The organism is Xanthomonas hortorum pv. cynarae (assembly GCF_002939985.1).
Lineage (GTDB): Bacteria > Pseudomonadota > Gammaproteobacteria > Xanthomonadales > Xanthomonadaceae > Xanthomonas > Xanthomonas hortorum_D.
This window is the reverse complement of record NZ_MDFM01000021.1, coordinates 78,002-91,698: the sequence shown is the minus strand read 5'-3', so window position 1 is coordinate 91,698 and position 13,697 is coordinate 78,002. Positions and strand designations below refer to the sequence as shown.

The window sequence follows — 13,697 nt, the reverse complement described above, 5'->3', positions numbered from 1 at the left end:
CAGCACCATCACCGATGCGCACCTGCGATGGATCGAACAGCGACTCTACAATCGTCCGCGCAAGATACTCGGATTCAAAACGCCCCCCGAAGTCTTCTCCGAGGAGGTCCTCAACAGCGTTGCGAATCGGAGTTGAATCCGCCCCCCCGTTTACAGCAGTTGATCTTTCCAAGCTACAGGCTCCAGATCTCATTGAGGCTCTGGACTTCGAAGCGATCTTTGCCGACGCACTGACTCAATTTCGCCGGCTCATGCCGGAATTCTCTGCACTCACTGAATCGGATCCGGTCTACAAGCTCCTGCAGCTATTTGCCGCCCGCGAGTTGCTGATTCGTCAGCGCGCCAACGACAAGGCGCAGCAGACCATGCTGGCCTTCGCCACCGGCACCGACCTCGATCACCTCGGCGCGCTGTTCGGCGTCGCATGACTGATGCTCGATCCGGGCCAAACGGAGACCGGCATTGCACCGTCCTTTGAGTCGGACGTGGACTTCCGTCGCCGCATCCAGCTGGCGCCGGAGGGCTTCAGCGTTGCTGGTCCCGAGGGCGCCTACATCTATCACGCGCTGAGCGCAGCCGCCGATGTCATGGACGCCAGCGCCACCATCCAGCCCGGCAGGCGTGGCACTGAGAGCAAGGAGCGGCGGAAGATTGGTCGTGTCGATGATGGCGCTTTCTCAGCGATGCGCCGACGCAGTTGGACCTTGAAACTGTGCATGGCGGGGCTCCTGCGAGCTGCGGCGATGCAGCCATTGGCGCAGACATCGGCCCTTGCACGTAATACGCTGGCGCCACGCCTGCCGATCTGGCAGTGCGTGAACGACTCGACCATCCCGCACAGGAGCGCCAAGCCGATGCAGTGGATTTCCCTCGCGTTGCGAATCCCGCGCAGGCGGATGTTGCAATCAATCGTCGCCGCTGCATTGATAGCGAACGCACTTGCCGCATCGGCTGCCGAGGTCAAGGTGAGCGGTACGCTGCGCGTGGACCAGCCCGGCGCGCAAGTGTCGCGGCAACTGTTCGGCCAGTTCGCCGAGCACCTGGGCACCGGCATCTATGGCGGGGTGTGGGTCGGTGAGGACTCGCCCATCCCCAACACGCGTGGCTATCGCGACGATGTGGTGGCCGCGTTGAAGGCCATTGCAGAACCGAACATTCGCTGGCCGGGCGGCTGCTTTGCCGACGAATACCATTGGCGCGATGGCGTCGGTGCGCCAGCCAAACGCCCGATCAGCATCAATACGCATTGGGGCGGCGTGGAAGAGTCCAACCGGTTCGGCACCCACGAGTTCATGGACTTTACCGAGCTGCTTGGTACCCAGGCGTATATCGCCGGCAACGTGGGCAATGCGGCACCGGACGAGATTGCGCAGTGGGCCGAATACATGACCGCACCCACGCGCTCGAGCCTGGCCCAGAAGCGCCGCGCCAATGGCCGCGATGCGCAATGGCAGGTGCCCTACTTCGGCGTGGGCAACGAGCTGTGGGGCTGCGGCGGCAATATGCGCGTGGAATATGCGGCCGATGTGTATCGGCGCTACCAGACCTTCGTCAAGGCACCGGCCAATCAGAAGATCCTCAAGATCGCGCCCGGCCCCAACAACGACGATTATCACTGGACCGAAGTGATGATGCGCGAGGCCGGCACGTTGATGGACGGCCTGAGCCTGCACTACTACACCGTGCCCGGTGGTTGGCCGCCACGCGCCTCGTCCACCAATTTCGACGAAGCCGCCTGGATCGATACGCTGTCGCGCACGCTGGTGATGGACGAGCTGATCACCAAACACAGCGCGATCATGGACCGCTACGATCCGAACAAGAAAGTGGCGCTGGTCGTGGACGAATGGGGTACCTGGTACGCCGGCCTGCCCGATGCGAACCCGGGCTTTCTGCATCAGCAAAACAGCCTGCGCGATGCGCTGGTGGCGTCATTGAATATCGACATCTTCAGTGCGCATGCCGAGCGCGTGCGCATGGCCAATATCGCGCAGATGGTCAACGTGCTGCAGGCAATGATTCTCACCGACGGGGACAAGATGGTGCTGACGCCCACCTACCACGTGTTCGCGCTGTACAAGCCTTACCAGGACGCCACCTACCTGCCACTGCACTTGCAGACGCCCGAGTACCGTCACGGCGATGCGCATGTGCCCGCCGTGCACGGCTCGGCAGTCAAGGCCAAGGATGGGCATGTGTATGTCGCGCTGACCAATCTGGATGCGAACTCGGCGGCGAACGTCAGCGTGCAGGTAGAAGGCCTGTCGCCGAGCAGCGTGGAGGGACAGATACTCACTGCGCCGGCGATCACCGCGCACAACACCTTCGCCCAGCCACATGCGGTGGAGCCCAAAGCGTTCAAGGGAGCGCGCGTGCAAGGCAAGGCGTTGAGCGTTGCGCTGCCGGCGCATTCGATTGTGATGCTCAAGCTGGAGTGAGCGATGGTGATGGCAAACGCGCTGACTGAAAGCCGCCGGCGCGCTTGATTGTCATGTCCAAGCTGGAATGAGCAACAGCGGCGGCGGTAGCTGCCGCCGTTGTAGTTGATCAGGAACGATGACTTGGGGTGCTGCACTTTTCAAAGTGGACCGCTTGCAAGCAACTTGGTACGCATTTGCGAGTCAGCGCATCACACCTTCGTGCGCCTTATTGACCAGAGCGCCGGACACAAAGGGTTGCAACTCAGATGCTGGCTATGCACCGGTTGCTGCTTGAGCCGGCGCAGGTGTCAGCGCCGGCTCGGCAATGCGCCACTCCGCCGGCAGGCGTTCGAGTACGTGGTCCATAAAGGCGCGCACCTTTGGAGTGAAGTCGCGGCGGTCGGCGACGCACAGGTAGATCCGTAGCGGTTCTGGCGCGGCCTGGGTGGTTCCGCGGGTCTCGGGCACAAACAGCGGCTGCAGCTGGCCGCGCTGCAGGTACGGCTGCACGACATACGCGGCCAATCGTGCAATGCCGCCGCCGGCAGCGGCCATGGTGGCGAGTGCATCGATATCGTCGCTGACCATCGCCTTGCCCAGCTCCGGCTGGAAGCGCACGCCATTGCGGACGAAGTTCCAAGGCAGACAACGCCCGTCCACCGGGTAACGCAGCAACAGGCAGTGTTGGTACTTCAATTCATCCGGGGTCTGCGGGGTACCGCAACGGACCAGGTACTCGGGCGCCGCGCAGACCACCAGCGGCACCTGCGCGATGCACCGCGCCACCAGGCCGTCTTCCAGCTGCGCTTCGATGCGCAGGCTGACGTCCACGCTTTCCTGCGCGTGCTGCACGGCGCGGTCGGTGCACAACAGCTCGATCTCCAGTTGCGGATAGCGCTGGCGCAGCGCCGGCAACATCGGGGCGAGCACATGGCGCGCAAAAGCGGCGGTGCTGGCCACCCGCAAGCGCCCGGCCGGGGCCTGCTGCGGACCGGCGACCGATTGCCGCGCGCGTTCCAGGTCGCGCTCCAGCTGCCGCACCTGTTCGAAGTACAGCGTGCCGCGCTCGGTGAGTGCCAGGCTGCGTGTGGTCCGGTGCAGCAGGCGCACGCCCAGATGCTGCTCCAGCCGCGCGATGTTCTGGCTGACCGCAGCCGCGCTGACGCCCAGCAACTTGGCACCACCGGCAATACTGCCGGCATCGACGGTGCTGACAAAACTACGGATGGAGTGAAGAATGTTCATTGTTGAGGCAAGTATTACCAAACGATTCGTAATTTTTTCTTACGTAAGCCACAAGGCTACGCGATCTACCCCGGCCGCGGTGCCGTCTCTACAGTTCCCTTCACGCCGCGGTTGTGCGGCAGTCGAGGTCATCCCCATGTCGTCATCTCCACCCTCCTCCCCGTTGGCGCGACCGCGCTGGAAACTCGGTGTGCGCGCCACCCCGTTCGTCTTCGCGTTCTACATGGCCGCGATCATGGCCTTGCTGATGTGCCTGGTCATCACCGGCGCCAACACCGGGCTGGCACCCGGCTATCTATGGCGCGTGCTGGACGCCTACCGCATTGCGATGCCCACCGCGTTCTGTTGCGTGCTGGTGGTGCGACCATTGGTGATACGACTGGTGGCGTGGACGGTGCACGCGGGGCATTGAAGTGTGCGTGGATGCGCATCTGCCGGTCGCAAACAGGTGCTGCCGCGCAGCACGGCACAGACCGCGTTTGCGACCGCCGTCATGCCAATGATGGAATATTCCTTAATGAACACCATGTAACTGAAATACAATCGACAATTGCTTTGACACTGAAGTAACCGCTACGCAGCGTCGCTTCTCCACGGACCTGAGTCCGCCTTGTGGGGAAGTACGCAATGAACATGTTACGCAGTGTCGCTGTGCAGTTCGCCGTCGTATTGGGCGTTGCTCTCGCCCCAAGTGCGCAGGCGCAAACCCTGGTCTGGGAAGACAACTTCAACGGGCCAGGCATCGATGGCAACAAATGGACCTACGATGTCGGCAACGGATGTCGGCAACGGCTGCCAGATCGGTTTATGCGGCTGGGGCAATGGCGAGATGCAGTACTACACCAGCCGTGCCGAAAATGCGCGTATCGATAATGGCCGGCTGGTGATCGAGGCGCGGCGCGAAGCGTTTCAGGGCATGCCGTTTACTTCGGCACGGCTCAAGACCGAAGGCCGCATGCACTTCACATACGGCACGCTGGAAGCGCGCATCAAGACGCCGGTGGTCGGCAACGGGCTATGGCCGGCGTATTGGATGCTGGGCACGATCGGCGTATGGCCCGGCCGCGGCGAAATCGATCTGATGGAGGCCGGCATGGCCGCGGCTATCGCCGCCGGCACCGCCAACCGCCGCATCGGCGCGGCCGTGCATTGGGACTACAACGGCGCGCAAGCCGACTACGACACCAGCTATACCAGCCCGATAAATCTGCACAACGACTTCCATGTGTACCGGATGGCCTGGGACCCGCAATTCATCCGCGTGTCGATCGACGGCCAGCAGTACTTCGAATTTGCGATCTCCAATATCCAAGGCGCCTCGTTGCACGAATTCCACCAGCAGCAATATCTGCTGCTCAATCTTGCGGTGGGCGGCACCTATACCGGCGTTACCTCGCCTGCTGCGGTGACGGCGCCGCTGCCGGGCAAGATGGAGATCGATTACATCCGGCTATATCAAAACCCCGGTGCACAACTGTATGTCGGCGCGCAACATGCCGCGCCTGCGGGGCGCTTTGGTGTATTCACCGAGCAAAGCGATACCAGTGCGCGGCTGACGCTCGGCCAGGATGCCGAGCTGTACTTATGGAACAACCTCACCCCGATTGCGCAGGCCCCATTCGAAGGCCGCAACGTGATGGCATACCGCGCCAATGCCGGTGCCTGGTACGGCCTGGGCATCCAGACCGACTATCGCAATATGCCGCGTATGCGGGCGGCGCACTGAAACTGCACGTTAAAACCACTACGCCTTCGACCTTCAAGATCGGCATCAACACCAGTTTCGGCGACAGCTGGGTGGACTTCGCCGCGGGCGGCAATCAGTACGGATTGGTGCGCGATGGCGCCTGGCATGAAGTCAGCATCCCCTTCAGCGCGTTCTACGATCTGGATCTGCAGGCGGTCAAACAGATGTTCATGCTGGTGGCCGATCCCCCGGCCGCGCCAGTGGAGATCGCCATCGACAAGGTGTACTACCAGAGCCGTTGAACCGGCCGCACGAGCTGGATGCAGCCAACGTTTACGCGTTGGCTGCAACGCCTTTGAGCATGTCGATCAGCTGACGCAGGCGGTAGGGCTTGGGCAGAAAATCCACTTGCGGCGGCAGTGGCGGCAACTGCGCCTTGGCAAACCCGGACGCCAGGATGATGCGTGCCTGCGGCAGCAGTTGCGTCACTTGCTCGCTCAGCTCGATGCCCGACATGCCGTTGGGCATGCGGATATCGCTGAACACCACATCGTAAGGGCCGCTCTCGCGCAGCATGCGCAATGCACTGTGACCATCGTCGGCGGTGTCGACGGTGATGCCGGCATCGCGCAGTGCCTCGCCGATCAGTTCGCGTAACTCTTCTTGGTCCTCAACCATCAGCAAGCGCAGGGATTCAGTCATGCTCGGCGTCCTCGATGGCCGGGAGAAACAAGGTCACGGTGGTGCCGTGTCCGGGTGCGGTGTCAAGCTCGACAAAACCACCGGATTGGGTCGCGAAGCCGAACACCTGGCTCAAGCCCAGGCCGGCATTCGTGCCCGCATCCTTGGTGGTGAAAAACGCGTCGCCAGCGCGCTGCGCGACATCCGCCGGCATGCCGCTGCCATTATCGCGCACCGCAACGCTGACGTAAGTGCGCTGTGCAGCGTGCGGGTCGGACGGTGCGGCACGCCGCTGTACGGCGGTGGCCAGCACGATCGTACCGCCATCGGGCATGGCATCGCAGCTATTGAAGACCAGGTTGAGCAATGCGGCGTCCAATTGACCTGGATCCATACGCACATCCGGCAGTGTCTGGGCCAATTCAAGCGAGAGGCCAATGCCGGCCGGGCACGCACGCAGCAGCAGTTCCAACGTGCCGGTCACGATTGCATTGACTGCATGACGTTGCGGAGGCGATTGCTGCCCGCGTGCGAAGGCGAGCACGTGGCGGGTCAGCAAGGTGCCCCGCTCCACTGCCGTTTGTGCAGCACCCAGCAAGGTGCGCAGACGCGCATCCTCGCCCGAACGCCGCGAGATCAGATCCAGGCTGGTCGCCATCACGGTCAGCAGATTGTTGAAGTCATGCGCCATGCCGCGCGTCAACCGGCCCAGCGCCTGGCTGCGTTGCGTCTGCGCCAGCACCTGCTGCGATTGCTGCGCTGCATGGCGTTCGCTGATATCGCAGGTCACCACGGCAAAACCGATCAGCACGTCGAGTTCCAATACCGGCTCGATCACCATGCGGGCCAGGAACTGGCTGCCATCCTTGCGCAAGCGCCAGCCTTCCGCAGCAGCGCGACCATCGCGCATGGCGATCTCAAGCAGGTGTGCCGGCTCGCCGGGCGGCGCATCTTCGCGCGCATAAAAACGCGAAGAATGCGTCCCCATGACCTCGGCAGCGGCGTAGCCGTGAAGGCGCTGGCAGGCTGTATTCCAGCTACGCACGTGTCCGCCCGTATCGAGCGTATAGATCGCGCAATCGCACATGCTCTCGAGCAACAGCTGGCACTGCCGGCTGTTGTGAGAAAGCGGCCCGACGGTGTCGGTGGCCGTTTCCGCATCCATCACGCGATGTTTCCCCCCTGCAAAGCGCGCGACCATAGTGACGGGTGCGTGAAGGCCACGTGCAAGCCAACCCGGCCGGAAAGCGTCAAATTTCCGGCGATTTACGCGTGAAAGTTATCGGCTAACATGACCGCCCTCCCACCTAGGTCCGCGCGCCTTATGCAGAACATCTCGACCACACGCGACCGCTGGGTGTGGGTCATCGCGGGGGCCTTGATGGCTGCGACGCTCGCTGTGGAATTGGTCACACCGCTTGGCTATGCGGTGTGGCTGACCTACTTCGTCGCGGTTGGGGTGACGGTGTTTCAAAACCGCACGCAGGTGCCATTGATCGTGGGCGCGCTGTCATGCGTGTTGTTGGCAGTGGGTTTCAATCTGGCGCCGTCCAGCACCAATTCCAGTTTTTCCTCGATCAACCGCAGCATCGGTGGCGTGTCGTTCCTGGCGATGGCGCTGGTGGTGACGCAGGCGATCCGCGCGCGGCGTCAGGCCGAATTCGCGCTGTGGCTGCAGCAGGCAGAGAACACGGTCGAAGCGAGTTTGCGCGGCGATCAAAGCCCGGAAGCATTGGCCGATGCTGCCGTTAGCGCACTGTGCGACACGCTGGATGCGCAGGTGGGCGCGCTGTATCGCATCGAAGGCGAGCGCCTGCGTTTGACCGGTGGCACCGCGCTTCCGGCCGACATGCCCAAGACGCTGCCGACCAACACCGGGCAACTGGGCGAGGCCTTGCAGCGTGGCGCGGTGCGCCGCGTGCGTGGCGTGGACGCAGGACATCTGCAGATCGCCTCCAGCCTGGGCAAGAGCAGCTGCCAGGAACTGCTGCTGGCACCTGTCACTGCCGATGGCCGTGTGATCGGCATCGTGGAGCTTGGCCGCGTGACCGACCCGCGCACAGCCGGTTCGCGCGAGCAGGAACTGCTGGCACGCTGCGGCGAAAACATCGGCCTGGCCTTGCGCACCGCGTTGTTGCGCGCGCAGCTGGTGGCCTTGCTGGAAGAAACCCAGCGCCAGAGCGAAGAACTGCAGACCCAGCAGGAAGAGCTGCGCGTGACCAACGAAGAGTTGGAAGAGCAAAGCCGCAGCCTGCAGCAATCGCAAAGCGATCTGGAACAGCAGCAGGCCGAGCTGGAACAGACCAACGTGCAGCTGGAAGAACGCACCCAGGCACTGGAGGCGCAGAAGCAGGCCTTGCTGGTTGCGCAGAACCAGCTGGTGCGCAACAGCAACGAGCTCTCCACCGCCTCGCGTTACAAGTCCGAATTTCTGGCCAATATGTCGCACGAGTTGCGCACCCCGCTCAACAGCGCGCTGATCCTGGCCAAGCTGCTGGCCGACAACAAGGACGGCACGCTCAGCCCCGAGCAGGTGAAATATGCGCAGGCGATTCTCTCTTCCAACAACGATTTGCTGGCGCTGATCAACGACATTCTGGATTTGTCCAAGATCGAAGCCGGGCATGTGGAACTGGCCGACGACACCATCGCCACCAGCTCGGTGCTGCAGCGCCTGCGCGAAACCTTCGAGCCACTGGCGCGGCAAAAAGGCCTTGCGTTGCAGATCACGGCCGACGCCGATGCACCGACGCAACTGGTCATGGATAGTCAGCGTCTGCAGCAGATTCTCAAGAACCTGCTGGCCAATGCGATCAAGTTCACCGAGCACGGCAGCGTCAGTCTGTCGCTCCAGGCGCAGGCGCCGGGACGCGTGCTGTTCAAGGTCCAGGACACCGGCATCGGCATTGCGCGCGAACAGACCGAGATCATCTTCGAAGCGTTCCGTCAGGCCGATGGCAGCACGCGCCGTCGCTATGGCGGCACCGGCCTGGGGCTGTCGATCTCGCGCGATCTGGCGCAGCGCATGGGCGGCAGCATCCGTGTGGACAGCGAGCCGGGACGCGGCAGTTGCTTCACGCTGGAATTGCCGACCGATGGCGCACCGGCCGAGGGTGTGACTGTTGCGGACAGGCATACGCCGCTGGCGTCGCTTAACACCGCGCAAGCAGCGCAGCACACCAGCGGCATGGCGATGGCATCTCGTCCTGGTGAGCAGGCTGTGGTTGCGTCCAGCGCCTTGCCGCTGCCGATTCCAGCAGCGAGTGCAGCGCCGCTCCAGCGCGCCGACGACGATCGCGATCAACGCAGCCGTCCGGGCCGGCTGATCCTGGCGGTGGAAGACGACACGCGTTTTGCCCAAGCCCTGGTCGATCTGGCGCATGAGCTGGACTTCGATTGCGTGGTGGCGCCCAGCGCCGAAGAAGCACTGCAGCTGGCGGCGGACTTGCGGCCCAGCGGCATCCTGCTCGACATCGGCCTGCCGGATGCGTCCGGACTCAGCGTGCTGGAGCGGCTCAAGCGCGATCCGGCAACGCGGCACATCCCGGTGCATGTGGTCTCGGCCATGGAGCGCAGCCAGATTGCGCTGGAACTCGGTGCGGTGGGCTATCTGATCAAGCCGGCCACGCGCGAGCTGCTGGCCGGCGCAATCCGCCAGCTGGAAGACACCAATGCACGCGCGGTGCGCCGCTTGTTGATCGTCGAAGACGACAGCGCGCTGCGTGCGAACCTGGAGCTGCTGCTGGCGCGCGATCAACTGGAAATCGTCGCGGTGGGCAGCATTGCCGAAGCCATGCAGCAACTGGCCGGCTCCACCTTCGATTGCATGGTCACCGATCTGGCGCTGCCAGATGGCAGCGGCTACGACCTGCTCGAACGCATGGCCGGCAACGATGCGGTCGCGTTCCCGCCGGTGATCGTCTACACCGGGCGCGCACTCACCCGCAACGAAGAACAACGCCTGCGCCGTTATTCCAAGAGCATCATCATCAAGGGTGTGCGCTCGCCGGAGCGCCTGCTCGACGAAGTGACGCTGTTTCTGCATAGCGTGGAAGCTTCGTTGCCCAGCGACCAGCAACGCCTGCTGCGCGAAGCGCGCCGCCGCGATGCGGTGCTGGATGGCGCCACCGTGCTGTTGGCCGAAGACGATGTACGCAATATCTTTGCGCTCTCCAGCGTGTTGGAGCCGCTGGGCGTGACGTTGCAGATCGCACGCAATGGCCGCGAGGCGCTGGAACATCTGGCCAGGCACGAAGTGGATCTGGTGCTGATGGACATCATGATGCCGGAGATGGATGGCCTCACTGCGATGCGCCAGATCCGTGCCAATCGTCAGTGGCAGGATCTGCCGATCATCGCGCTGACCGCCAAGGCCATGGCCGACGACCGCGAACGCTGTCTTGAGGCCGGTGCCAACGACTACATCGCCAAGCCCATCGACGTGGACAAGCTGGTGTCGCTGTGCCGGGTGTGGTGCTCGCGGCAATGACTGCAGTGGAACTGTTCGATCTGGAGCTGCGGGTGCTGCTGGAAGCGGTGTACCAGCGCTATCACTACGACTTCCGCGATTACGCGGTGTCCTCGTTGCGTCGACGCATGCGCCACGCCATGGGCCGCTTCGATTGCGCACGCGTGGCCGATCTGCAGCATCGCCTGCTGCACGAGCCGGAGACGTTTGCACAGGCGATGCAGTTCTTCACCGTGCAGGTGTCGGAGATGTTCCGCGACCCGGCCTATTTCCGCTGTTTGCGCGAGCATGCGGTGCCGGTATTGCGCACCTATCCCTCGATCAAACTCTGGGTGGCCGGCTGCAGCACCGGTGAAGAAGTCTGGTCGCTGGCGATCCTGCTGCACGAAGAAGGCCTGCTGGAAAAAGCGGTGATCTACGCCACCGACATCAATCCCGAAGCGCTGGGCATGGCCGAAGCCGGCGCCTTCGGCATCGACCGCATTGCACAGTTCAGCCGCAACTATCTGGAGGCCGGCGGCCGCGGGTCCTTGTCCGATTACTACACCACCGCCTACGACGGCGCGGTGTTCGATCGCCGCCTCAAACGCCACATCGTGTTTGCCGATCACAGCCTGGCCACCGATACGGTGTTCTCCGAAGTGCATCTGGTGTCGTGCCGCAACGTGCTGATCTACTTCAACCGCACCCTGCAGGATCGCGCAGTGGGTCTGTTCCATGACGCGCTGGTGCACCGTGGTTTTCTGGGTCTGGGCAGCAAGGAATCGCTGCAGTTCGGCGCGCATGCGCAGGCCTTCGAAACCGTGGCCCGCGAGCAACGTCTGTTTCGGAAGGCGGCATGAGCGGCGCGCATGGGTGGCAGCACTTCGAGGCGATCGTGGTCGGTGCATCGGCCGGCGGTGTGATGGCGTTGCAGGCGTTGTTGTCCAGCCTGCCTGCGGAGTTGCCGATGCCGGTGTTGGTGGTGCTGCATCTGCCACGCGACCGCACCAGCCATCTTGCCGAATTGATGGATGCACGCTGCGCCTTGCCGGTGCGCGAGGCAGAGGACAAGCAACCGCTGCTCGCCGGCAGCGTGACCATCGCCCCGCCCGACTATCATCTGTTGGTAGAGAACCGCGACAGCCTGGCGTTGTCGATGGATGCGCCGGTGCTGTTCTCGCGCCCGGCGATCGACCCCTTGTTCGAATCGGCCGCCGATGTCTTCGGACCACGCCTGCTGGCGATCCTGCTCACCGGCGCCAGCAGCGATGGCAGCGCTGGCGTGGCGGCGGTACGCGCGGTCGGCGGCACCGCCTGGATCCAGCTGCCCGACGACGCGGCGTCTCCCTTGATGCCCGCCTCCGCCATCGCCCACGCCGGTGCCGATGCGGTGCTCACCTTGCAGGCGATCTGCAGCCGACTGGAGGCTTTCCACCGATGAATCTCACCGCGACCGGTCTGGCTGCAGACAGCAGTACCACCGAACCGGCCAAGCTGCTGATCGTGGACGACGTGCCGCAGAATCTGGTGGCGATGGAAGCGCTGCTGCAGCGCGACGGCATCCAGGTACTGTGCGCAGCCTCCGGTGCGCAGGCGCTGGAACTGTTGCTCGAACACGATGTGGCGTTGGCATTGCTGGATGTGCACATGCCGGAAATGGACGGCTTTTCGCTGGCCGAACTGATGCGCGGCTCGCAGCGCACCCGGCATGTGCCGATCATTTTTTTGACTGCCTCGCCGAACGACCCGGTGCGTGCGTTCCAGGGTTACGAAACCGGCGCGGTGGATTTTTTGCACAAGCCCATCGAGCCGCACGTGATCCTGAGCAAGGTCAACGTGTTCATCGAGTTGTATCAGCAACGGCGCCTGCTCAAGGCGCGCAATACATCGCTGGAACGTGCGCTCACCCTCAATGAAACCATGATGGCGGTGCTGACCCACGACCTGCGTACACCGCTGTCGGTGATTCTGCTGTGCGCCGACAAGCTGAGCCTGGATGTGGCCACCGAAGGCTCGGCCGCACGCACGCTGGAACATCTGGAAAACAGCGCGCATCGCATGGCACGCATGGTCGAGCAGCTGCTGGATTTCTCGCGTCTGCGCACCGACGGGTTGTCGATGCAGTTCGGCCCCTGCAATCTTGGCGAGGTGGCCTATAGCGTGGTGAACGAGGTGGCGCAGGCCAATCCGCACACGCCGATCGACTTGCGTAGCGAAGGCGATCTGCATGGCGACGGCGACGGCGATCGGATGGCACAGGTGATCTCCAACCTGGTCGGCAACGCAGTGCTGCATGGCGCGCGCCAGCCGGTGCGCGTGCACCTGGACGGGCGCCAGCGCGACACGCTGCGTTTATCGGTGCGCAACGCCGGCCACATCCCCGACAGTCTGATGCCGCGTCTGTTCGAGCCATTCAAGGCCAGCTTCCACGCGAGCCAGGGCTTGGGCCTGGGGTTGTTTATCGCAGATCAGTTCGTCAAGGCGCATGGCGGCTCGCTGCAGGCACGCAACGAAGACGGCGATGTGGTGTTCGAAGCGACGTTGCGACGGCGTAACCTGGCTGCGTCATAACGGCCATGAGGGCGTCGGCCGGCTATGCTGGGTCGGCACTCTCAGGTGCGGGGACGCAGCACGCTGGCAGTTGCTCACACGGATCGTCCGATCCATGGCGGTGACGACGAGCGAGCCCATCCGTGCACGCAGGCTTTCACGTAGACCGCGCCACGCGCCGATCTGCGTGTCGCTCCCTGCCCTGCCTGTTCGTCGTTTCTACAAAGGCGCACGCCGTGCGTCATGCCAGCGAAGGTGGTTCATGTCGTACATCGATGGTTTCGTCCTTGCGGTGCCCACTGCCAACAAGGACAGGTTCCTGGAGCACGCCCGCATGGGCGACAGCATGATCATGGAATACGGCGCGTTGCGCGTGGTGGAGTGCTGGGGCGATGACGTCCCGCACGGACAGCAGACCGACTTTTATCGCGCGGTCGAGGCGGCCACGGACGAAACCGTGCTGTTCTCCTGGATCGAATGGCCGGACAAGGCCACGCGCGATTCCGGCATGCAGAAGATGATGGACGACCCGCGCATGAACCCTGCGGTCAATCCGATGCCTTACGACGGCAAGCGCATGATCTTCGGCGGCTTCGTGCCGGTACTGGACCTGGGCCGGTCAGCCTGATCGTTGCACAGCCTGGCGGCAGGAATGGACGCACCT

11 protein-coding genes and 3 pseudogenes are annotated in these 13,697 nt (G+C 63.4%); 10 read left to right on the top strand and 4 right to left on the bottom strand.

Translation table 11 applies throughout. The features are described 5' to 3' along the window. Both XcyCFBP4188_RS15135 and XcyCFBP4188_RS23670 read left to right on the top strand, forming a co-directional pair. A pseudogene (locus XcyCFBP4188_RS15135) lies at positions 1–136 on the top strand (IS30 family transposase); the annotation flags it as partial. Next, positions 126–618 (top strand): annotated as a pseudogene (locus XcyCFBP4188_RS23670) (baseplate assembly protein); the annotation flags it as partial. The pseudogenes XcyCFBP4188_RS15135 and XcyCFBP4188_RS23670, both read left to right, overlap by 11 nt. On the opposite strand, the gene XcyCFBP4188_RS23095 reads toward XcyCFBP4188_RS23670, so the two are convergent. After that, entirely contained in the window at positions 560–964 is a 405-nt protein-coding gene (locus XcyCFBP4188_RS23095) for a hypothetical protein (RefSeq protein ID WP_167387163.1), read from the bottom strand. The pseudogene XcyCFBP4188_RS23670 and the gene XcyCFBP4188_RS23095 sit on opposite strands and share 59 nt — an antisense overlap. Between XcyCFBP4188_RS23095 and XcyCFBP4188_RS15125 the strand changes: the two genes are divergently transcribed. Then, positions 855–2,438 carry an alpha-N-arabinofuranosidase gene (locus tag XcyCFBP4188_RS15125; protein ID WP_167393556.1) on the top strand — a complete coding sequence of 528 codons (1,584 nt, stop codon included), beginning with the start codon at positions 855–857 and terminating at the stop codon, positions 2,436–2,438. The genes XcyCFBP4188_RS23095 and XcyCFBP4188_RS15125 overlap by 110 nt on opposite strands. 255 nt (positions 2,439–2,693) lie before the next feature. On the opposite strand, the gene XcyCFBP4188_RS15120 is transcribed toward XcyCFBP4188_RS15125, so the two are convergent. Beyond that, entirely contained in the window at positions 2,694–3,665 is a 972-nt protein-coding gene (locus tag XcyCFBP4188_RS15120; RefSeq protein ID WP_006450605.1) for a LysR family transcriptional regulator, read from the bottom strand. A gap of 136 nt (positions 3,666–3,801) precedes the next feature. Here XcyCFBP4188_RS15120 and XcyCFBP4188_RS15115 point away from each other — a divergent pair, with 136 nt between their 5' ends. Next, positions 3,802–4,077 carry a DUF2798 domain-containing protein gene (locus XcyCFBP4188_RS15115; RefSeq protein ID WP_023903163.1) on the top strand — a complete coding sequence of 92 codons (276 nt, stop codon included), beginning with the start codon at positions 3,802–3,804 and terminating at the stop codon, positions 4,075–4,077. Positions 4,078–4,292: 215 nt separating this feature from the next. Continuing rightward, positions 4,293–5,654: pseudogene (locus tag XcyCFBP4188_RS15110) on the top strand (glycoside hydrolase family 16 protein). Between the two features lie 31 nt (positions 5,655–5,685). On the opposite strand, the gene XcyCFBP4188_RS15105 reads toward XcyCFBP4188_RS15110, so the two are convergent. Together XcyCFBP4188_RS15105 and XcyCFBP4188_RS15100 are read right to left on the bottom strand one after the other, a co-directional pair. Beyond that, positions 5,686–6,054, bottom strand: coding sequence for a response regulator (locus XcyCFBP4188_RS15105; RefSeq protein WP_006450601.1), 369 nt, complete (start codon positions 6,052–6,054; stop codon positions 5,686–5,688). Further along, positions 6,047–7,198, bottom strand: a complete 1,152-nt coding sequence (locus tag XcyCFBP4188_RS15100) for a two-component system sensor histidine kinase NtrB (protein WP_043908856.1) — start codon at positions 7,196–7,198, stop codon at positions 6,047–6,049. The genes XcyCFBP4188_RS15105 and XcyCFBP4188_RS15100 overlap by 8 nt, the downstream gene beginning before the upstream one ends. A 159-nt stretch (positions 7,199–7,357) precedes the next feature. Here XcyCFBP4188_RS15100 and XcyCFBP4188_RS15095 point away from each other — a divergent pair, with 159 nt between their 5' ends. From XcyCFBP4188_RS15095 to XcyCFBP4188_RS15075, 5 genes are all read left to right on the top strand, one after another. Further along, a complete protein-coding gene (locus tag XcyCFBP4188_RS15095; RefSeq protein ID WP_104592384.1) occupies positions 7,358–10,522 on the top strand; it encodes a response regulator in 3,165 nt (1,054 codons plus the stop codon). Next, complete coding sequence (locus XcyCFBP4188_RS15090; RefSeq protein ID WP_174705847.1) at positions 10,495–11,343, top strand: CheR family methyltransferase; 849 nt, start codon at positions 10,495–10,497, stop codon at positions 11,341–11,343. The genes XcyCFBP4188_RS15095 and XcyCFBP4188_RS15090 overlap by 28 nt, the downstream gene beginning before the upstream one ends. Beyond that, positions 11,340–11,924, top strand: a complete 585-nt coding sequence (locus tag XcyCFBP4188_RS15085; RefSeq protein ID WP_006450597.1) for a chemotaxis protein CheB — start codon at positions 11,340–11,342, stop codon at positions 11,922–11,924. The genes XcyCFBP4188_RS15090 and XcyCFBP4188_RS15085 overlap by 4 nt, the downstream gene beginning before the upstream one ends. Continuing rightward, the gene (locus XcyCFBP4188_RS15080) at positions 11,921–13,054 is read left to right on the top strand and encodes a hybrid sensor histidine kinase/response regulator (RefSeq protein ID WP_104592383.1); all 1,134 of its coding nucleotides are present in this window, start codon (positions 11,921–11,923) and stop codon (positions 13,052–13,054) included. Before XcyCFBP4188_RS15085 ends, XcyCFBP4188_RS15080 begins: the two co-directional genes overlap by 4 nt. Before the next feature lie 241 nt (positions 13,055–13,295). Continuing rightward, entirely contained in the window at positions 13,296–13,661 is a 366-nt protein-coding gene (locus XcyCFBP4188_RS15075; protein WP_006450595.1) for a DUF1428 domain-containing protein, read from the top strand. Positions 13,662–13,697 lie beyond the last annotated feature (36 nt).